This window comes from Coraliomargarita algicola (genome assembly GCF_033878955.1).
Lineage (GTDB): Bacteria > Verrucomicrobiota > Verrucomicrobiia > Opitutales > Coraliomargaritaceae > Thalassobacterium > Thalassobacterium algicola.
On sequence record NZ_CP138858.1, the window covers coordinates 4459490 to 4480782 of the forward strand.

The 21293-nt window shown below is 49.9% G+C and carries 19 protein-coding genes; 1 reads left to right on the forward strand and 18 read right to left on the reverse strand.

The window, feature by feature from the left end; translation table 11 throughout:
- Positions 1-32: 32 nt before the first annotated feature.
- From SH580_RS18340 to SH580_RS18360, 5 genes are all read right to left on the reverse strand, one after another.
- Positions 33-1502 (reverse strand): sulfatase, encoded by a 1470-nt coding sequence (locus SH580_RS18340; protein WP_425607165.1) that lies wholly within the window; start codon positions 1500-1502, stop codon positions 33-35.
- A gap of 667 nt (positions 1503-2169) precedes the next feature.
- Positions 2170-5001 carry a DUF8487 domain-containing protein gene (locus SH580_RS18345; protein ID WP_319832273.1) on the reverse strand — a complete coding sequence of 944 codons (2832 nt, stop codon included), beginning with the start codon at positions 4999-5001 and terminating at the stop codon, positions 2170-2172.
- A gap of 358 nt (positions 5002-5359) precedes the next feature.
- Positions 5360-6091 carry a PEP-CTERM sorting domain-containing protein gene (locus SH580_RS18350; protein ID WP_319832274.1) on the reverse strand — a complete coding sequence of 244 codons (732 nt, stop codon included), beginning with the start codon at positions 6089-6091 and terminating at the stop codon, positions 5360-5362.
- Positions 6092-6281: 190 nt separating this feature from the next.
- Complete coding sequence (locus SH580_RS18355) at positions 6282-7742, reverse strand: sulfatase family protein (RefSeq protein WP_319832275.1); 1461 nt, start codon at positions 7740-7742, stop codon at positions 6282-6284.
- Between the two features lie 30 nt (positions 7743-7772).
- Complete coding sequence (locus SH580_RS18360) at positions 7773-10394, reverse strand: alpha-N-acetylglucosaminidase (protein WP_319832276.1); 2622 nt, start codon at positions 10392-10394, stop codon at positions 7773-7775.
- 146 nt (positions 10395-10540) lie between these two features.
- Here SH580_RS18360 and SH580_RS18365 point away from each other — a divergent pair, with 146 nt between their 5' ends.
- Positions 10541-12388, forward strand: a complete 1848-nt coding sequence (locus SH580_RS18365) for a sodium:solute symporter family protein (protein WP_319832277.1) — start codon at positions 10541-10543, stop codon at positions 12386-12388.
- 78 nt (positions 12389-12466) lie between these two features.
- On the opposite strand, the gene SH580_RS18370 is transcribed toward SH580_RS18365, so the two are convergent.
- The 13 genes from SH580_RS18370 to SH580_RS18430 form a co-directional block, all read right to left on the reverse strand.
- Positions 12467-13231, reverse strand: a complete 765-nt coding sequence (locus tag SH580_RS18370) for an alpha/beta fold hydrolase (protein WP_319832278.1) — start codon at positions 13229-13231, stop codon at positions 12467-12469.
- Between the two features lie 129 nt (positions 13232-13360).
- Positions 13361-13828: a peptidylprolyl isomerase gene (locus SH580_RS18375; protein ID WP_308984753.1), complete on the reverse strand. Its 468-nt coding sequence runs from the start codon at positions 13826-13828 to the stop codon at positions 13361-13363.
- 62 nt (positions 13829-13890) lie between these two features.
- Positions 13891-15429 carry a uroporphyrinogen-III C-methyltransferase gene (cobA, locus tag SH580_RS18380; protein ID WP_319832279.1) on the reverse strand — a complete coding sequence of 513 codons (1539 nt, stop codon included), beginning with the start codon at positions 15427-15429 and terminating at the stop codon, positions 13891-13893.
- A gap of 16 nt (positions 15430-15445) precedes the next feature.
- Complete coding sequence (gene hemC, locus SH580_RS18385) at positions 15446-16300, reverse strand: hydroxymethylbilane synthase (protein ID WP_319832280.1); 855 nt, start codon at positions 16298-16300, stop codon at positions 15446-15448.
- Positions 16301-16316: 16 nt separating this feature from the next.
- Complete coding sequence (locus tag SH580_RS18390; RefSeq protein WP_319832281.1) at positions 16317-16589, reverse strand: hypothetical protein; 273 nt, start codon at positions 16587-16589, stop codon at positions 16317-16319.
- Positions 16590-16629: 40 nt separating this feature from the next.
- Positions 16630-17157 (reverse strand): hypothetical protein, encoded by a 528-nt coding sequence (locus tag SH580_RS18395; protein WP_319832282.1) that lies wholly within the window; start codon positions 17155-17157, stop codon positions 16630-16632.
- A 9-nt stretch (positions 17158-17166) separates the two neighbouring features.
- Positions 17167-17778 (reverse strand): Shedu anti-phage system protein SduA domain-containing protein, encoded by a 612-nt coding sequence (locus SH580_RS18400; protein ID WP_319832283.1) that lies wholly within the window; start codon positions 17776-17778, stop codon positions 17167-17169.
- A gap of 80 nt (positions 17779-17858) precedes the next feature.
- Positions 17859-18683 (reverse strand): pPIWI-associating nuclease domain-containing protein, encoded by an 825-nt coding sequence (locus SH580_RS18405; protein WP_319832284.1) that lies wholly within the window; start codon positions 18681-18683, stop codon positions 17859-17861.
- Positions 18684-18757: 74 nt separating this feature from the next.
- Positions 18758-19345, reverse strand: coding sequence for a hypothetical protein (locus tag SH580_RS18410; RefSeq protein WP_319832285.1), 588 nt, complete (start codon positions 19343-19345; stop codon positions 18758-18760).
- A 42-nt stretch (positions 19346-19387) separates the two neighbouring features.
- Positions 19388-19663: a hypothetical protein gene (locus SH580_RS18415; RefSeq protein WP_319832286.1), complete on the reverse strand. Its 276-nt coding sequence runs from the start codon at positions 19661-19663 to the stop codon at positions 19388-19390.
- Positions 19664-19737: 74 nt separating this feature from the next.
- Positions 19738-20118: a hypothetical protein gene (locus tag SH580_RS18420; RefSeq protein ID WP_319832287.1), complete on the reverse strand. Its 381-nt coding sequence runs from the start codon at positions 20116-20118 to the stop codon at positions 19738-19740.
- 47 nt (positions 20119-20165) lie between these two features.
- Positions 20166-20552: a hypothetical protein gene (locus SH580_RS18425; protein WP_319832288.1), complete on the reverse strand. Its 387-nt coding sequence runs from the start codon at positions 20550-20552 to the stop codon at positions 20166-20168.
- Positions 20553-20622: 70 nt separating this feature from the next.
- A complete protein-coding gene (locus SH580_RS18430; protein WP_319832289.1) occupies positions 20623-21015 on the reverse strand; it encodes a hypothetical protein in 393 nt (130 codons plus the stop codon).
- Between the last annotated feature and the right edge of the window lie 278 nt (positions 21016-21293).

A 21293-nucleotide genomic window follows, 5' to 3' on the forward strand; every position in this document is an offset into this window, starting at 1 on the left:
GTCCCAGATTGGGGAGCTACCCCAAATGTGGATCATTGTGGCTTAACTTCTTTGCCGTCTTTGACCGGGTATTGAGCATCTTGAGCTTCGAGGCGTTGGTTCATCTCGCCGATGAGCTGTTGGACTTTTTCGGGTTTCTCCGTGGCGAGATTGTGATTTTCGAACGGGTCGGTTTTGAGGTTATAGAGGACGTAGGGCGTTTCATCGAAGTATTGATAGATGAGCTTCCAATCGCCTAGGCGCAGCGAGGTATAATAATTTCTGCCGGGATCATCTTCTGCATTACCGCGATCGTGTGGACTGTGCATGAGGAATTCCTGCCGGCGATCAGGGTCTGCTTGACCTGTGAGGAGTTTCTTGAGGCTGGAGCCATCAATGGTGTGGTCGCTTGGGTTTTCTGCATTGGCGGCGTCGAGGACCGTTGCGTAGAGATCCATGACAGTGCCGATGTTGTTGGGATCAATCATTCCGTGCGGAATGCGCCATTGTTTTTGAAGCTCAGACTTAGGGTTGGGCTTTGCCCATGCGGCGATGAAGGGCACGCGGGTGCCGCCTTCATACATGGTGGATTTCTTGCCGCGTAACGGAGCGGACGAAGTGTGACCAGTTTTTTCGCCGAGTGGAGCATCACTGCCGTTATCGCCGAGGAAGAAGATGAGCGTGTCTTCGGCGACAGCTAATTTCTGCAAGTGAGCTACGAGGTCGCCAAGTGATTTGTCCATCCCTTCGATGAGTGTGGCATAGGCGGGCGCCCGACCATTTTTTTTACCTTTGTAGTGCTCGATAAAGCGTGGGTCAGTATGAAAGGGGGCGTGCACGGCGTAGTGGGAGAGATAGAGGTAGAAAGGGGGGCCCTTTTTTATTGCAGCAGTCACAGCTTTGTTGGCTTCGAGGGTGAGGGCTTCGGTGAGGAAAGTCCCCGTATTGTGGTAGGCTTCGAGCCCCGGGACGGGATGGTTGCCGCGTTGCCCGTAGTCGCCGCTGTAGGATCCAGGGTGGCCGATGGCGGAGCCTCCGATGTTGATGTCGAAGCCTAGGTTTAGGGGATCCGCACCTTCAGATCTCATATGGCCGAAGTGGCCTTTACCTACGAAGATGGTCTGGTAGCCGTTTTCTTGGAGGATTCGCGGCAAGGTGATGGAGTCTTTGGTGAGACCTTCCCAGTTCCACTTGCGCGGGCCGTATTTGCCGCGATTGTTTCTATTGGTGTGGATCCAATTTGTGGTGTGGTGCCGAGTCGCGTTCTGTCCCGTCATAATGGAAGCACGGGTTGGTGAGCAGACAGATTGGGCGTAAAAATTGGAGAAGCGGATGCCGTTGGCGGCCAGTGCTTCCATGTGGGGGGTGCGATACCAGTCGTTGAGTGGGTATTTTTTTGGCTCACCTTGGTCGTCGGTAAGGAAGGGGACGGAGGTATCCATCAGCCCCATGTCGTCGACTAGGAAGACAACTATGTTGGGCCTGTTGCTTGCTGCGGATAGCAATAGGGGGCAGCAAGACATGAGGATGAGTAGCTTGAGGAACGTTTTTTTTATTAGATTATTGATGGATCCGTAAATGCCGAGGTCGCCGTAGCCGGCATCGTCCCCGTAAATGAGGAGCACGTTGGGCTGCTTTGCTGCATGGGAGCTGAGCATAAAGGCCAGGGTCGCCAAGAGGGTAGCAATGGTTGCTTTGGTCATAATTGATATGAGGTAATCGCTGCGGAGAGACTGTTAGTAATTCGCTACTGTATTACACCCTTTCGACTGTTTTTTAAACGCTTTGGTGTAACTCTGGTTTTAAGAGGGAGCAGCAGATGGTGGGGAATTAACCAATGTGCGAAGGATGAACGCATGTTTGAGGTGAAACCATGCTTGATTGAATTGTTATTAGGTTACGTAAACCTAAGGTGCTCTTTGTCTTACCGGTTATAGTTGGAGGATCTGTAATACGTAGAATCGATACAAACGTTTCCGCTGAATGGTGCAGCGGAACGAGGCACTCGTTTCGTCCGTTGCAGAACGTGGGGTCGAAATCGGTTCTCCTCCTTCTCTCTTCGAGCTACGCAGGCCGCAGCGAGGAACTCGTTTCGTTTGCGTTGTGCAAGAGCGTCGAAATCGGTTCTCCTCCTTTGCTCTTCGAGCTTCGGCGGACAGGCCGATTCCGCTACAACTAGTGGAGACACCATTATTTGTTTAGAATTTTAGAGAATTGTTCGACGCTGAGTGACTCTTCGGGGACAAAGTTTGGACTTGCCATATAGTTGATAATGGAGGCCATCATTTGGCGGGCAGCAGGGCGTTTTTCTAAATCGCCGTCTAGGTTGAGTGAACTGATCATAAGCTTACCGCCGTCGACTTCTGCTTCGACCAGCATGCCTAAGCGGCGGGCATCAAACCAGTTGTCGATACTATGAACCAGAGGACGAAACTTGGGTGGCAAGTCCTCTAGAATCATCGCGTGTGAGTCGTGTATGAGATCCCACCACTGCCAATCACTGTGGTAACTGGTTGGGAATTCGCTAAACACTGGGTGCTTCGGATTGCATAAAATGCCCATCGTGTGTGGCGCTTGATTGTTGGTCCAAGCGATGTTCCAAAAGTTGGATGAAAAACCGATTTGAATGTCATTCTTCACCAGTTTGTTGGCGAGCAAGAGGACTTTGCCTCCGTCCTTGAGTGCGGCGCTGGCATCGGCGACGCTGTGCACGATGACGACGTCGTCAGCAGAGGTTGCGACGGTCTCAGGATAGACCCAGAACTTCCATTCATTGCGTGCGTCCGCACCTTCCAGTGCGACCTTGAGCGTGTATTCAGCAGGAGCAGGCAGCTCGCTTAGCTGGACGTTTACATTGCCCATCTTGATGGCATTATCGAGTGGGATGTCGCGTGCGTTGGTGGCTCCTTGAGCGACGACGTGCCCCTCGGCTGATAGAATCTGCCAAGCTGCTTTGCTTGGCTTCAGCGGTTCCGATCCAAAATGTGAGACTTCAAGGGCGGCGGAGAAGGATTCTGCAGTCGTCCAAGTCCGCTTAGGCATACGAGCGAGGGGAACGGTGACATTACAGAACTGACTCCATTCTTCGACATCAATATAGGGCTTGCTGTCCCAGAAGGCATCAAGAATTCCAACAGGGGCAGTGCCTTGTCCGGGGAAATCTGTGAGGCTGAGCAATTGAAAACCTGCGAAGCCTGGCGTGCGCAGTGCGGCTTCCACTTCCTGTTTATAGCAGATCACCTGGAGACGACCGGAGGCCATGAGGAAATCATCCGCGAGGTCCGCCATATGATGATCGGCCAGCAAGTCGCGGAAGACTTCGTAGTTTTTGGCTTTTAAGACACCGGTGTATTTTTCGATCTCATCAAAGTTGGGATACACGGTCCATTCACCGGATTCGTGCGCAACAACTGGCACTGGGTTTGCATTGATAAACCCAGAGAAATCGAATCGAGTGTCAGGCGCTTTAGCATTCAGGCGGGACTTTAAACGTGCTCCCCACATGTGCAGGCGAGGGTTCGCCACATTGTGAAAATCATTCCCTTCAACCCGTGGCCAACCAGCTGCTCCCGTATGCATACGACGTGGGTCCACTTCTTTCCAATGCTTCACCCAGGGCTTCAGGAATACGCCCCCACGTCCTGGACCAGTCGGTTCATTTCCATAAGCCATCATCACGAAAGAAGGGTGATTGCCATAGGCATCCACCATACTTTGCGCCTCTTTATACAGCCATGCATCGACTGGCGCTCCGGTGCCGATCTTTGTCCAGGCGCTGGCTTCCGCCTGTAGGTAGAAGCCTTCCTCGTCAGCTGCGATAAATGCGGCTTTAGGTGGGCACCATGAGTGAAAACGAATGTGATTGAGTCCGTGCTCTTTGGAAATGCGGATGATGCGTCGCCAGGATTCGACATCCGTAGCAGGGTATCCAGTTAAAGGAAATACGGCACATTCCAATGTGCCTCTGAGGAAGACCGGACGCTCATTAATGGTGAAACGTGTGCCCTCTGCCTTGAGGTCGCGCAGGCCGAAAGTGACCTCTTTGCGATCGCCCGATTCGAGCTTGATCTCCAATTGATAGAGGTTCGGGTTGAACTCATCCCAGAGTAGCGCGTCGGTCCCCATGTCGATGAGCAGCTCAGCTGTGCCACCGTCTTGATTCCAGGAGACAGTCTGATTGCCACTCAATTCGGTCGCAGTGTTGTTGGAAACTTGCCATGAAAGCAGACCACTGCCAGCAGCTCCAGTCTGATTGCCGAGGTCCACTTTGACCGTGGCCTTACGTTGTTTAGCGTTGGGGTATACTTGCACGTTCTCAATCCAAACCGGTGACCTTGCGACCAGTTTGAGTTCTCCAGTGAGTCCATTCCAATTACTTTGCGTATGATCCGTTACGCTGTGTGCATTGTGTCCCACATCGACGATCATACGGTTATCCACTTGGATTGAAATCGTGTGTTTTCCAGGCGTGAGTGCCGACGAGAGATCGTGGTGATGTGGAGTCGCTAAGCTGTCTTGAGTGGATAGCTTGTGTCCATCGACCCAGACGATGGTCTGCCAGTGCGCGCGTTCCAATTGCAACTCGATGTGCTTGCCCTGCCATGCTTGTGGGATCTCGACTTCCCGCTGATACCATGCGGCTCCCATATAGATTTTGTCGGGCTGTAGCCAGAAGGGGATCTTGAAGTTGTCGGCAGTTTTATAGGGGCTATATTGCGGCTTATTCCATTCGTTGTTCTTGATGGCGCCGGTCCATGGTGAGTCCATCGCGGGATCGTCGCCATAGCCCGCTTCCTGTAGGCTCGCGGGGAGTTGAATGACATTCTTGAATTCGAGACTGTGCCATCCTTCGGCGATCCCTGTATCAGTGGGGTCCAGTCGTATGCCCCATTCGCCGGAGAGATCAATGGATGCCTGCTCCGCCAAGGTGGTAGCCGTCGGCAAAGCTAGAAATGTAAGGTAGAAGGCGAGTGCTATGCGCGCAAAGGCTGAAACTTGCATCTTATGTTTTTGATTCATCATTTTTGAGGGTTACTCTATTACACCCGTTCGAGTGTTTTTTAACGGACGAATCATCATTTTTTATTAACACCGTGTAGAGCCAGCTACTCGAGCTGTGAGCTTTTGAAGGAAATGCGTAGTCTCGGTTTTTTACGCGAATTTGGGGAGTCGTTACAGCAATACTCATCGAGGTCACCGGTGCGTGAGAGGCTGGGGTAGTGTGGCGTAAAAGTTAGGACTTTAGAGAAGAATTTAGCCTAGCAATCTAAGCAATGAGAGGCACTCCCTATATTTGACGATGCTTGTCCCCTTATAAAGAAAATCCCCGGCATACGAGATGCGGGGATGAAGAATTGAAATGCAGACTATTGGCTTCGCGCTATTTTGCGCGTCGGCGCAGCATGACAAAGCCGAGGGCGCACATCCCGCCAAGCAGGGCGAAGGTTTCTGGCTCAGGTACTTGAGTGAGGCGAACTTCAGAGAGTCCTACGCGGTTGCCGCTATGGTTGCTCGAAAGTGTGACTGTGAAGGATTGTATGCCGCTGTAGACAATGCCTTCACCAAAGATAAATTGCTCTGCTGCCACGCTGCTCGCGGCACCCGGACGCTCTAGCATCGTGGCCGAGTATGTGTCGCCTACTTGAATCGAAGCATCGGTGTCGCTATAGAATGATACAGAAAAGTCTTTGGTTTGATTGGATTCGTTATCATGCGTGTAATTCCATAAAATAATGGAATCGATGTCGTCGTAAACATCACCTAGAGTGAAGGTCAATATGGGGGCCGTGCCTGATGTAAAATAATCCGGATTATTTGCGGGGGTGACATAGCTGTTGGCAACCCCATCCAGAGTCTCCGTCGTAGCCAGTGCAATGCTTACGTCAGTGCCAGTGGCTAGAGTCGTGGAACTAGCATCGTAAGTAAGGCTGCTGCCGCCTCCATTTTGCGTGCCGCTCACGAGGTAGCTTAGGCTGGATCCCGCGTTAGCCGCCACATTTGAAATGGGAGTATTTGGGTTGATGATTATGGAGGCGCTAGCCGACGAAAGGCCAAGCGTCAGAGCCAGGCTGAAAAGAGTCGCCTGAAGAGATTTGATTTTTGTGTTAATCATAATTGCGTAAGGTTAGCTGAGTTCTATAATTCATCCCCCTAAGGTTCAGGTCAAAATACTTATCTACGATGACAACTTACATCGAATCTTTGGATGCTTGTTGAGTCAATGGCTCTGGGGCGCCGGAAAAAGTTATGTAATCCTACTTGTTGCATGATTTGCGAGATTGCATTCGAGCGGGAATTAGTAATCACCCATCGTTATCGTCATCTTTGCTACGGCGCTCTCGTTTTGCTTTTCTCAAATTACGGATGTCTTCTTGCGTGGGTAATTTGAAATAAGAATCTCTTGGGTTCTCTGCGAATAAGAGTTGATCATCACCATAGTAAGCCTGTTCGCTTTTTAGTTCGTGCAACATTCGCTCGACAACTTCCTTATACTCGGGTTCGTCGGCGAGGTTGTTAGTTTCCCAAGGATCCTTCTTTAAATCAAATAGCAGCGTTTTGTTGATCTCGGTAAACTGGATCAATTTCCACCTTTCATCGCGAATGGCTCTTTGGTTCCGCTGATAGGCAAACATCAGTTGCTCGCGAAGCGTATCGACCTTACCTTCGATAACTGGAACCATACTAATACCATCGATGCCTTGTGGCATAGGTGCACCTGTCAATTCACATACGGTTGGATACACGTCGTGGATATACATAAGGGCATCGGAACTACCCTTGGGAATTCCGGGACCGGCAAACATCATCGGCACCTTCATCACATCATCGTAGAGACTTTGTTTGCCCATCAGTCCATGACTGCCGATGGCTAAGCCCTGATCGGATGAGAAGATGATGATGGTATCTTTCGTCAAATTCATTTGATCTAACTTGTCCAGTAGGCGTCCAATATCGACATCCATGCTAGTAATGATTGCGAAGTAGTCTTCTATATGGCCGCGAATGGCCTCTTCGGTGCGTGGCCACGCTTCAATCATTTCATCGCGCGCTAGCATCGTGCTCTTGCCGATATCCCAGGGATGACTGGGCAGATAGTTTTCCGGCAGCGGTATTTTCTCGCGATCATACATATCGTGAAATTCCTGTGCCGACAAGCGCGGGTCGTGCGGGCCGGGGATTCCCAGATACATAAAGAAGGGCTTGCTGGTATCCCGATCTTTTTCGAGATATTGAATCGCGTCGTTGATTATCGAGCGTGCCGCGTAGCCGGTCCTCTGCTCTTGGACCATGTTGATATCACCATAGTAGTCGAATTGTGTCCGAATGTGGGGGAGGTTGGCGGAGCCGCTTTTTTCGCGATTATAGGTTTCGTAGCCAGCGGCTTTCATCGACTTCGGAAAGGTGTATCCTTTGCCATTGTCGCGTGGGTTATTTCCACTGGTATTGCCGCCGTTGAAATGAAAGAAGGTATTCCCCGTCATATTCATATTCCTGGCCGGGATGCACACCGCCGCTGTATTGCCCCCGAAGCAATAGGCGTTGCTAAAGATAAAGCTACGCGCCGCCAATCGATCCAGGTTGGGGGTGATGATATCCTCCTGTCCCAAGGCTTTGATGGTGTTATAGCGCTGGTCGTCCATGAAGATGTAAACCACGTTCGCTTGATCTGCGGTAGGATTTAATTCAGCAGTTGCGCCCGTGTGTCCCCAGCAATGTGCGACTGCGCCCAACACGAGCATTATGAGTTTTCTGATATTGGGCATGGTTTTTACCTAATTGTCTAATTGAAGTTGCTAGTCAGCTTTCTTGAAGTGCAGGTCAACGGAGAGCTTGTTTTCCGGGCGACCTTGAACTGTAATGCGAATGTTGTAATCGATACCAAAAGCGGGCTCTGGGCACTCTACGGTGTAAATGTTGTTGCTTGGGTTGCGTGATGCCCAACCGGAATGTTTATCTGTTGAAATCACCTTGCCCGCTTCAAGTAGTTCGACTTGGAGTAGCTTTAGGTTGGATGGGCCTTGCTTGTGTTTGAAGGTGACAAAGTAGTTGCCTTCACCTTCAAGATACTCAGTTACGGGGAAGGAGAGTTGGGTGCTTTTCTGGTCAACATTAATATTTTCGCTGTTGCAGCTGCCGATGATTTCCCCGGGATTTTGTTTGAGCTTGGCGAGTTGATGTTGATCCTGAGTGAGTTCGCGAATGGCTTTCTCATATTTGATGTAAAAGCGCTTGGCGAGCTCGACTTCATCGCCGCTTGTCGCAGGCGAATCGACCTTTCCAGGTAGGGTGGCCCAATCCATTTCCCAATCGGCTAGCTCATCAAAAAAGTCATTTGCCCGCAATGCGGCGCGGCCATGCACTTGTTTGATTTTGCTTTCATCGTAAGGCGTGCCATCGACAATATGTTGGCGCAGCATTGAGTTATGCTTTTGCCAGCGCACCAAGTAATAGTCTTTGATCAAGCCAGACCATTCGCGCCAGCCGTAGTCAAAGATACGTGGTCCTCGGCTATCCAAGGGCCCCCAGAGAGTGACGAGTGTGCGCGCATTCTTTTCGTAAAGATCACTCTCTGCTTCAGTGGTGCCAAAGGAACGGGCATCACTGATCCACTTGTTAAGTGAATACTCTTCGCGTGGACGGATGAGTGTGTCGATATCCAGCAGCAGTGTTTCGAATTCTTTGGTCGCTTGATCGAATGCCTCTAGGTCACGTTTTTCCCATGCTGCTTTAACTTTAGGGTGTAGGTTTTGCGCATGGTTACTCAATACTTGGCGACCGATGTCGACGATGTCGAAGCGGTATCCGTCTGAGTCTTTGAGCTTGTCAGCATCTTTAAGTAGTAAAAACCAGGCGTTGAGCAAATCGATCTGAGAGTAGGGAATCTTAAATCCAGCATTGGGGCCGGATTTTTTGACATCTATTTCAGGGCGAGCAGCGACCATGGATGAGAGTTCAGTGCCGTCGGTATTTTCACCGTAGGGACCTTTGGCGATCAGATCCCAAGCTTTATTTGCATTCTCAGAAGGCGCACCGTAGCGACGATGCGCATAGTGGTGCAGCCATTGAGTTAAATCAACCGGGCCATCTTTCCAAATCAGATCAAAAGCCAGCTCATAATAAACAGGGTTGTTGTCGATGCCTTCCATGAACAAGCCCATGCCGACATAGTTGGGCATGTCGTTTTTCCATTGCATATATGGATTTGAGGCCAGCAGCGCCAGGTCGCCATGCAGGTTAATGCGACCGCCGAAGTTGTTCAATGGGCCCGCCACAAATTCAATGTCCCAGAAGTCATCATTTCTATCATGGCGCTTCCCACCCAGATCCAAAATGAAAATGTCCTCTTTAGGGATCGCGGTCGCAATGGGTTTGCGGATCGTCCAGGATTGCATGGCAATTTTACCCTCCGGATCGTGTGCTTTAATGAGTGTGTGAATTTTCTTACCGACCTTAGCGAGATAGTCATCCCCTTCAACCGGGGGGGAGCCTTCATGGAATGGGTCGCAGCCATAGAGATGAGAAGTACCAAACATCTCCTCCTGCTTCGCTAGGAAGGTGCGGCCCATTTTATCAAATAGCGGGTCCAGTGGGTCAAGTTGCGCAGCACCTTCAAACCAGACCCAATTATGTTTGTAGCTGATCTGGTTATCCGGAAATTTCTCTTTCAGTAGGCGTGGCACATGGCCCGTAAATCCTTGCTGGATGGGGGTCATCCCTAACTCAATTTGACGATCAATAATTTGCTTACCCAGCACTTTGCTCTGATCGATCCAGGATTTTGGAAGGGGGCCGCCATGAGCTTCGATATTAGTCATCCATTGCCAGGCAAAGAATGCGGGGCCGACGAGGAATTCGCGTGCTTCCAAATCGGTGAAGCCGTATTCCAGCAATGTTTCATACCAAACCGCTTCAAGGCCAATGACGGAAAGCGGGTGGTTGATTCCCTGCATTGCCATGAAGTCGATTTCACGTTCCCATCGATTCTCCCAGTTCCACCAAGCACCGGTGTAGGACAGGGTGCAGTAGTTGAAGTAAGTGCGGCGCTTCAGTGGAGTGGTGACCGTGACTGACTCGCCGACTTTGGGGAGTGGCGTCGGGATATCCATTTGATCGCCACACCATGAAAGATGGCAAAAGGCACGATTCTTGAGATACCAGTTAAAGCCAGAAGCTACAGATACTCCATTGTTGCCACGTATGAGTATTTTGCCGTCAGCAGTGTCGGACACTGAGAAGGTATCCAAGCCTTCTTTCTTAGGTAGCGAGGTATCCACGACGAACTTAGCTGCGTGTTGAGGAGCGATCCGTTGAATCAGCTGATGTGCCGCTTGATCTGCCGGATTCGCAGCCTGAGCTACGTTGATAGTGAATACCGCGAGTGTCAGTAGGAGAAGTTTTATGTGTATTGTTCGCATCAGAAGTATCATGTAAATTCATCACACTGAATACATTCTCGCAAGTGAAAGTCGGGCTGTGTGTCGGTTACGTAACTTAATGATGTGTCATCCTTTACTGGTCTTTGCAGCCACTCGGATTAGTGTGTGGGGCAATTAAGATAATTATGTACTTAGCATCCATCACACTCACCACAATTGATTGGGCGATACTTGTCGCTTTTTTCATTATCGTTTTATCGATTGGCTATGTTGCCTCCAGGAGTGCCGGGAAGAGCACCTCCGAGTTTTTCCTGGGCGGGCGGGGAATGCCGTGGTGGCTATTGGGGATTTCGATGGTCGCATGTACTTTTTCTGCGGATACACCCAATCTGGTCACCGATTTGGTGCGTCAGGATGGTATCGCCAAGAACTGGGTGTGGTGGGCCTTTTTGATCACTGGTATGGTCACTGTATTTATCTATGCAAAGCTTTGGCGGCGCTCTGAAGTGATGACCGACCTCGAGTATTATGAGTTGCGATATCATGGGAATGTGGCGGCTTTTTTACGCGGCTTCCGATCGGTCTTTCTCGGACTGTTCTTTAATGTGCTGATTATGGCGACGGTGACGCTCGCTATTATCAAATATGGTCAGATTTTATTTGGATTACCCGCATGGCAGTGTGTGCTTTTTGGTTCCATCGGTGTGGTCATTTACGCCACGCTGGGCGGTTTGAAGGGGGTCATTTGGGCTGACTTTTTTCAGTATTCTATTGCGATGTTTGGTGCCGTTTATGCCGCTTATGTGGCAATTCAGCAACCCGAAGTGCAGGCCATTGGCGGCTTGTCCGGTATGTTGTCTGCAGATTCTCCCATCGCGAGTAAGTTGGCTATTTTTCCTGATCCAGGGGACCTTTCATTGCTCGTGAGTATGTTGATTATACCGATTGCTGTGCAATGGTGGGCTGTCTGGTATCCCGGTGCGGAACCAGGCGGTGGCGGCTATATCGCGCAACGCATGCTTTCGGCGAAAGATGAGAAGAACGCGATTGGAGCGACGCTGCTTTTTAATTTCATGCATTACGCGATCCGTCCATGGCCTTGGATTCTGGTTGCTCTGGCCTCGTTACTAGTGTTTCCCGAACTGAGTGATATCGGGGAGCAGTTTCCCGGGATCGATGCGCAGTATCTTGCACATGATGTCGCGTATCCTGCGATGATCAGTAAGCTGGGGCCAGGTATGCTCGGTATCGTTATCGCATCGATCGTGGCCGCTTATATGTCGACGATCGGCACGCACTTGAACTGGGGCTCGTCGTATTTGGTCAACGATTTCTACAGTCGCTTCATTGTTAAGGATGCCAGTCAGCAGCACCTTGTCCGGGTGGGGCGTATTTGCACAGTGGTCTTAATGGTGATTGCCGGAGTGTTGGCGCTTAAGTTGGAGAGCGCTTCGCAGGCCTTCGAGTTGTTGTTGCTTTCCGGTGCGGGCACAGGTGCGATTTATCTGATGCGCTGGTTCTGGTGGCGCATTAATGCAGTCACTGAGATCGTGGCGATGTTTGGCGCAATTATTACCGGTGTCGTTTTGGTTTTCTTCGTCGATGCCGATGCCTTGGCCATTCGGAGTGAGAGCTTTAGTCTGGACGGGAGTTCTTGCCGACTGCTCTTGGCGATTCTGATAAATACGGTGATTTGGGTGACGACTGCCTTGCTGACAAAGCCTGAGAAGAAGGAGACACTCTACGAATTCTACCGCAAAACCAAGCCAGGTGGACCCGGTTGGGCCAAGTTACGAGCACTCGCTGAAGCGGACGGGGTAGATATCGAGGGCGACAGCAAAGGGAAAGCATGGGAGCTTCCTTACGAGCTTCTTTGTGTCTTTGTCGGCACCATTATGATTTATGCCTGCCTGTTCTCGATCGGTAATTTCCTCTTTGGAAATCTGGTATATGCGGCATTGCTGCTACTTCTGTCCGGCGTGTGCTGTGTGATTATTTTTAAGCTCTTTAATCGAACCCGGGCGGTTGGTTGAGTGACCTCTTTTGTTCGGTGGTAGGTGACTGCATTGTTGAATGTCTAAGTCGTTTTCGACGGACATGCGGCAATGTAGTCACTGCAGTTTGTTGAGAAATTGCCGTATCGCGCAGGCCGTGGGCTTGGGAGCTTCCAAGTGCGGGGCATGGCCTGAGTCATCGACAACAATGTGCTCCGTTTGGCTGTGGTCGCCGAGAGAGAGGACTTGGAGCATTTTTTCGGCGATCGTCGTATACTTATGATCGTTTCGGCCAGTTATGCATACAATGGGCATGGAGAGTTTGCTGAGCTGCGGCCACAGGTTGGGCACGCTGCCTTGACCGAATTCACGCAGGTTACGAGCGAGGCCGGCTGTTGTGTGTGTACCACGATTTACCTGCATGCGCGTGCGCCAATCGTTGCGAATATTTTTTTGGCTGCGAATCATGGGAGTCTGCTGCCAAAATTCCAGAAATGCGCTCAGGCCCTTGCTCTCGATGGAAGACGCAAGTTCGGCATCGGTGCTACGGCGCTGGGCCCGTTCCGCTTCGTCTGCTATGCCCGGATTGGCACTGATAAGAATCAGTGCATCCCATGCCGCGGGCTGTTGGCAGGCGTGAACTAGGGCGGCTCGCGCTCCCATGGAGTAGCCTAGTAGGATCTTGGGGGCTGCAGTTTGTAGCTGCTGGTTGTGCCGTTCGTGGTCGATAAAATCGATCATGTCAGCTGGCTTGCAAGGCAGCTGAGAATTGGTGGCGTGCCCCGGGAGGTCGGGACAATGCCATTGCGCGCCGACCAGCTCCGCGAAAGGAGCAAAATCATTGCCGCAACCAGTGAAACCGTGAAGTGCTAGAATCTGCATTTGAATGGAGTGGAGAGTGGGCCGTGGAGAGTGGGGAGGCAAGCATGGCTTGGCGCCATTGATCAGACACAAAAAAAGACGGCTCGTTGCGAGCCGTCTAGTGATTCAGTTCAAAATCTGTCTTCTGGACTACTCGCTGACTGTGGCCGAGATGATTTTTTGCTCCTCAACCGGGCGGTCACCGGGGCCTTTTTTGACCTTTTCCAGTTTTTCTACGACGTCCATGCCTTCGATCACTTCACCGAAGATGGTGTGGTTCATGTGGAGCCAAGGTGTGGCTGCAGTCGTGATGAAGAATTGGCTGCCGTTGGTGCCGGGACCTGCATTGGCCATGGCGAGCAGGCCGGGCTTGTCGAAAGTGAGATCGCGCGCACACTCGTCTTCGAAATTTTTGCCCCAGATGGACTCACCGCCGCGGCCTGTACCAGTGGGGTCGCCTCCTTGGATCATGAATTGCTCAATGATGCGGTGGAAGATCACGCCGTTGTAGTAGCCGTTCTTACAGTGAGTGGTGAAGTTTTCGCAGGTCTTTGGCGCGACGTCGGCAAAGAGCTCGAAGGTGATGGAGCCTTGTGTGGTTTCGAGTGTAACTTTCATAGTATGTGTGTTTGTGATTTATTTGGTTTTCGTCTTAATCGGATTGGGATTTAGAGTCGGACTTATGTTTCAGAGTTGAGATGAGAGATGGTCTCGACGACGAAGTGTTCCAAGCTGGCTTGTGTGGCTTCGAAGGCAACCGGAAGTTTGAGGTCTTTCAACGTTTGCGTGGTGAGGGGGCCGATACTGCCGAATACAGGCTTGCGGGCATCCGGCTCCAGTGTGAGTGCAGCATGTTGATCAACAAAAGATTTCACTGTAGATGAGCTGGTAAAGAGCACGGCGTCGGCACCTTCCTTGCGGAAACGTTCGGCTGCAGGGTCTTGGCTGAGGTCTGTTTTCGTGATTTTGTAGAGGGGCAATGTGTCGACGATGGCGCGGCCCTCATCGGATTCCAAGCGTTTGACCAGGTTCTCGCGGTTCTGATTGCCGGTGATCACGAGGATTTGCACGCTTTCGATGCCTTCGTTTTCGATCAATTCATCGGCGAGGGCGTCGGCATTGGCCTGTTGCGGGATGAGGTCTACCTTGAGTTTGTGCTTTTCAATCTCGCGCGCGGTGGCCGCTCCGACTGCGGCGATGCGCATGGGCCCGAGGCAACGGATGTCATCGTAGGCCTTATAAAATAGATCGAAGAAATTCTTCACGCCATTGGCGCTGGTAAAGATAATCCATTCGTAAACGGCGATGCCTGCAAATACCTCACCCAGGCGTTTGGCATCGAAATGTTGCTGGACCGAGATGAAGGGCAGTTCGATGACTTCGGCACCTTGGTCGCTCAGAATTTGGCTGAGTTGTCCCGCCTGTTCGCGGGCGCGGGTGACGACGATACGTTTGCCAAAGAGTGGGCGTCCTTCAAACCATTCGGTCTTTGCCCTGTGTGCCACGACTTGGCCAATGATGATCATGGCCGGGGTCCCGATGCCGGATTGCTCGATGTCTTCGAGTATGCTATCGATGGTGCCATAGACGGATTTTTGCCGGCTAAGCGTGGCCCATTGGATGATGCCGACGGGCATTTCGCCCGACATGCCACCTGCTTTGAGCTCTTTGATAATGCGCGGTAGTTGTCCCACGCTCATGTAGAGACAAAGTGTGCCATTGGTTTTTCCGTATAGCTTGAAGTCGATGCTGAGCGTATGTTTCTCTGGATTTTCGTGTCCGGTGAGAAAGGTAATGGAGGAGCTGAAGTCCCTGTGGGACAGAGGAATGCCTGCATAGGCCGCTGCTGCCAGTGCGGCCGTGACTCCGGGGACGATTTCAAAGGGGATTTTGTCGATCTGCAACTCGCTGGCTTCTTCGCCGCCACGACCGAATACGAAGGGGTCGCCCCCCTTGAGACGTACCACTTGCAAGCCTTTATGGGCGCGGTCGACCAGAATTTCCTCGATTTCATCCTGTGGGATCGAGTGCATGCCCGAACGCTTGCCGACGTAGATTTTTTCCGCAGCTGGCTTTGCCCAATCTAGCAACTTGGGATTTGCGAGGTAGTCGTAAACGATGACATCAGCAAGTTCGATGAGTTCACGTGCGCGAACGGTGACAAGGCCCGGATCGCCGGGGCCGGCGCCGATGAGATATACTTTTCCTGGTTGTGACATGCTGGAGAATTAGGAATTAGAGCTTTAGCACTTTCATGATGGCATCGAGTTCGGGCTCAATTTGATCCATGGACTCGAGTGTGATTTTAAATTCTTGATGGCCCACTTCAGGATGAAAGACCCGAAAGAGACCCGCTTTGTAATAGGCGCCGACCGGGATTTGACAGCCACTTCCCAAGCGTTGCAGGAAGCCTTTTTCGAAAGTAACCGCGAGCTGGGTCTGGGCGCAGAAGAGATTTTCGTATTTTGCGAAATCTTCACTGCGGCATTGCACCGCGATCGCGGCTTGCCCGGGTGCCGGCACGACTTGGTGTACCGGTAGTTCGATGAAATTTAAGCCTGGATAGGATTCAATTTCAAGGCGGTCGAGCCCCGCCGCAGCGAGCAGGCTGGCTTCGCATTCACCTTCCGCGATCTTACGTAGGCGCGTGCCGACATTGCCGCGAATCGTCGTCCATTCGGCGGATGGAAACAGGATGCCGAGCTGTGCCCGGCGACGAGGACTGCTGGTGGCGATGGTTTGGGGGATCGGGCAATCGTTGCGATGCACCAGCACGTCATTTACGCGGGCGCGCGGTAGATAGCCAGCGATGGCAAGTCCCTCTGGGGAAACTGTCGGCATGTCCTTGGCGCTGTGAATCGCCAGTTCCGCGCGATGATCGAGTAGGGCGTCCTCCAGTTCCTTGGTGAACAGGCCAATCCCACCACGCTTTTCCAGCGACCAATTGAGGCGCTCGTCGACTTTGGTCGTCAGTTCGAGATTCGCAAATTCCTCTTGTGGGAGCGTCTCTGCTAGGCGGGCACGTACCATTTCCGTTTGCTTGAGTGCAAGCGGACTTTTGCGGGTGGCTATGAGTGTGGATGAAGACATGTGTGAGGGCTGACCTTCAAACTTCGTTGAATGAAGGTCGATTCAAAAGTTGAGTAATTCTAGTTCCTGTGCGCTGGTTAAACAGACGGCTAATCCATGGTGAATGGCAACCGGCTTCCATGATGAGGGTTGCGCCTCGGTTGGCTTTGCTGAAACGGATCAGCTCGGGCTGGTTGTTGAGCAGTGTTGTTCGTTCGATAATCTCGCCCTCTGCGTTTAGAGTGCAAGTTTCGTGGCTCTTGTCGCCGAGGTCGATGCCGATGGTGTGGGTGTTTTTTGCTGTATTCATAGTGGCGTAGTTCTATGCGATTGAGCTCCATTTTTGAAGCTTACTCGCTACGCCTTCTCATGCCTACTGGATCTGAATCCGAACCCTTGAGGTATTCAGAGGGACTCCAGTCAATGGCATAGAAGCCGAATAGTATGATTTTATTTCTGTCTTCTCCTTTCAAGGTCGGCATATGCTGGATTGCAGCAAGTCCGAGGTATAGGTGAAGAAAACAAAACAGGATAAACGTAAAAGGTATAAATGTAAGCGTCTCGATGACACCAGCCCTAGGATAGTTGTATTCGTTCATTTCATCGACCGTCCCCAGGAACTCGTCCAAGACTGCTACGCTTTCAAGTAATCCCATCACAGTGATAAGAGCCATGATTATGGGTAAGGCTAGCATGAACCCCAAGATCTGCTCCGAGTAAGCCACGCGCTCTTTGAGGCTGTTTTTTTCAATTCTTTTTTTCGCTTCACGGTAACCTGAATATCCCAACGTAGCGAAATTGAGCGCTACTTGTTTTCCTATGATTTTCATTTTCAGATCGTCGAGCATGAGCGATGGCGCGATAGCGACATTGCTCACTGCGATTGGTTAGAGGTAGATTTCTGGATTGCGGTCGATCTTCTCGGTGCCTTGGAAAAGACGATCGGATGTAACAAGTGCTACATTATTATTGTTTAGGAAATCGGCTTTCTTTTCTAGCTGTGCATCTGTTAGTGAGGCTCTTCGTCCCATGATTATATCGTAGCTGAAATACAGCGACATACGTGGATGATGGATAGACCATCCTGCTGAGCATGTCATTGGTTCAGTGTGATCTCGAATTAAGTCCTTCTCTTGGGCGTAGCGTTCGATGTCTTTCAGGAACTGTTTTTGATTCTTTTTTATATAAGTATTCCAGCTGTTAACTTGCTCCAATGCCTTATTAGCTCTCTGAGACAGACTTCCATTTTTGTTAAAAAATGGGCTGCTGGGAGGTTCTATCTCGATCAGCTTGATCTCGAATGCGCCAGAGAAAGGTGCAAGCACTACGAAGTCTGCTCGATAGTCATTCCCGATGGGGAATTCTTCCACGACTCTTGTCGGATGTCCCATGAATTGGAGGGACTCACGAAGAACAAACGGATTCTCTTTTATGAAACGGCATAAAGCTCGTTCACCATCCTCCGAGTCTAGGATATTTTTTAATTCTTCGGTTTTCATTTTGTCTCTCTACGGTGAGGTGTCTCGATTCAGTGAAGCGCGGAGCGCGAAACTGAATTGAGACGACCGACTGGTTCGCACTATTCGTAAAACTTTGAGGTGTCGACTGAGATGGACTCGACCGAGACCCCAAATGTGTTCGGATCAATTTCTACATAAAACTCGACTGGGTATGAGTCAGGCATAGATACTCCCTCTTTCTCGTTTCCATAGTTTAACTCTATTTCGGCAGTAGCACTACCAGACAATAGCGGGGTGGCTAAGCTGGTGTCAAAATCTTGTAGCTCATCAATACTGATGCCCTCCACGTAGGTATGAGTAGATAGTGCATCCAGTTCGTCAGGTATTGCATTCATGACGTGCTCGTTTACCTCATTGTGAACCAAGTCATACACGATTTCTTTTACTTTCTTTTTTGTATTTAAAAGCGTATCGGAGTATTCTCTGAAAATATCTTCAACTTCTGCTAAGAAGTCGTTAGACATACTCACGCTTGGGCTGGTTGTTCCAGGACTAATGTGAGCGTATTTACTTAGCTTGTTTACGAGTCGGGATAGCTCGTCGACAGTTTTGCTGACGTCTAAATCTGGGTGTTTTTTAATTTGTTCGTCTGATATTGTTCCTGTTATTGCAAATCGGTATCGAGCGCGTCGAGTTACAAATGGCTTTCCTTCTTTTAGGTAAGTCCAATCCGAACCATTGCACCATGATGCACTCAGAACCTCCTTATCTGGAGACAAACGCTCCATGATGATTCTTATTAACTCTCTTATGAGCAGTGCAAATACGCAACCTCGCAAGGGATCGTGATAGTTAAAAACTGTCGAATATGCAGATTTAAGGATATTCTGTTCTAACTCTCCTTCGAGTAGATGCGCTAGAGATTTGTCTTCGAGTAAATTCATTCTTTTGCGAACGTAAAGGGGATGCGCGGAGAGTAGCGCGGCAGCGCTACTCGGAGTTGTCATCTCCCGCCTGGTTAGGCCATTCCTTTCTGTGTGTTCGAGTCAAACTCCGAGAGCAGCTCTCGAAGCACGTTAGAGTCCTTCTGCTTTTCTATATCAAAAACGATCATGCTCATTTCAGGTCGAATATGTATGCCGAATCTAGTCTTCCCTGAAAGCTTCTCCTTAATCTTCTTATAATTCGTTTTTAGGTCTTCGATTACGAAGGTGCTCTCTCCCTTGATTCTGTTCTCTTGTATTCGATCAGTTTTGTAGAACGCGGCAAAAATAAGATTCGCTTCAGTGAAGTCACATGCGTCAACCGTGCCATCAAACCGCAAAGACCACTTCCCACTAAATCTACATTCCACGAAGTCTGCCTCGATAGTCGGCAATGACATTTCTTTCTTTGGTCGAAAATGACAGTTTATCCATTTATTGGAAGATAGGACGGACTGTGCTACTGCGTTATTGCAATTCAACAGAATGACGCAGTCTTTGATCTCGCATCCTTGAAATACGTGAGCGGACTTATCGACCTTCAGGTCAATTTCGCACCCTGAAATTTTCTCATCATAGTAGCGATGCTGCTTATGGTCGGGATTGTTGTGTGCGAGTAGCATGCTCAAATGTTTTTCTACCTAACGTCGAAGGGAGACGCGCCGTTAGGCGTTGTCCTCTCCTGACTTGTTAGAGTGTTTCTTGTTTAGGTATGTTTCCAGAAATTCGGTGAACTCCTCGTCTTCAGTTCCAAACAAATCGTATCCAATTTTTTTGAATCCGTCTTTTTCGATTCTTTCAATTTTTCCTCTTCCATTATTTGCCTGAGAAAATCGCGCTTGAAGCACATAGATTAACTGAAGAAAGCGCATGTCAGGGTCTTCTTTCCATGCTTCACGAATCAGCTCTGTGAGCTTATCTATTCTCTCTGGCTGTCTCATTCTTTTCTCTAACGTAGACGAGAGGAATAGATGAGCGCCAGCGAAATCTATTGCCTCGTCGGACTGGATCTGCTCTAGGGTAGTTCGATAGTTTTGAGAGGGTAAATTGTTCCATCTGGGTCCTCAAACACAAGCTGATAGCTTCCTTTTAAATCGTCCCTAAGGATGAGTTTCGGCTTAATGGCTTTACCTGCGCAGACAGATGTAAACACTCTAATTTTAATTATTTCTTCATTCACTTCGGCTTTCGCCCTCTTAAAGCAGATTCCAGAGTTTTTCATCCAGCCACCTCCACTGAAGCCAAGCTTCAATTCGATTCCTTCTTTGGTTTGAGTTGGATCACCTACGACGATCTTCCCCGCATACTCGTGATCAATTTGCGCTTCGGTGACTTTTTTCAGACCCGAAGTGCAGCTCGAAAGGATTACGCAAATAGTGAGTATCAGAAATTTCATTTTTTTGTAGATCGTAGAGGGGATGCATAGATGAGCGCCAGCGAAATCTATTGTCCATCTCCCGACTGGTTGGATCTTTGATTCAGAAGGGTTTCGTAGTGATCTAATACCTTGTCGATGGCAGATTCATGGTCATACCCTTCATCTGTGACTGAATCGTGATAGATTCTGTATAGGGCACCATTCTTTCCTTCTTTCTTGTTTATGAAGTAGGGATCGCCTGTGCCGATCTGGCAGCTGCCGACTGGGATGAAACCATCTTCTTTTACTTTTATTCCGGGGTAATAGTTCTCTGCCTCATCAATAATATCTTCAAAACTCATCAAACTGAAATCAGCTCCAACCCCAGAGAGATCTTCACTTTCGCTTAGTTCGAAGTCCTTCTCGATGAGATCATTCGCTTCGAGGAATTCTTTCCAGTAATCAGGAATCATTTTTAGTTATCCAACGTGGAGCTCTGGCGCGGCGCGTTAGCGACGTTGACCAGAAGCGACTGGTTCGGTCTCATTCTTCTTGTGGGTCCTCCTTGTCAAAGGGGGCATCTTCCATTGGTAAAACCATTGGGATAGAAAATGATATTCTGGAGACAGAGCTATTTCCTTTCTCTGTTTTACCTTGAGTGCCTAGTCCGATGCTTCCGACGTGTATTCCTACGCCTCCTTTCGTTTCGGTTCCCTTCTCCGCTGTCACAGCAACGTCGAAATCAATTTTCTGAACAACTTTGAAATACTGTTTTTGGGTATTCAAGTAACCATAGACTGCACTTTCTTTCTCTTCGAGAGCATGGACATTCCGAGGGTTCACAATTGCTTTCGTTCCTTCGAGTTGGTCAGCGGCATTTTCGATTCCGCGAGCGATCTGAACGAGCGTGTTCGTAATAAAGTCTTGTAGTTCCATTTTTCTTTTTACCGAACGTGGAGGACTGGCAACCCAGCCCGAGTGATTAGTAGTCTAAGTGGTTGTCGAATATCTGACGCGTAAATGGGGTTGACCAGCTCCGTCTTCCATGAGAAGGGGTTAATGTTTAATGTGAAAATTTCAATTTTGTTACTCTTTGATGATGTATGTTTGAGAGGATGTCGAGACGGATTCCCTATGTCAGACTTCCATACGCACTCTTTTTTGTGAGCTTACCAGGCTCGGTGCTTGTGGGTGTCCTGTCTCGGAGCTGCTAA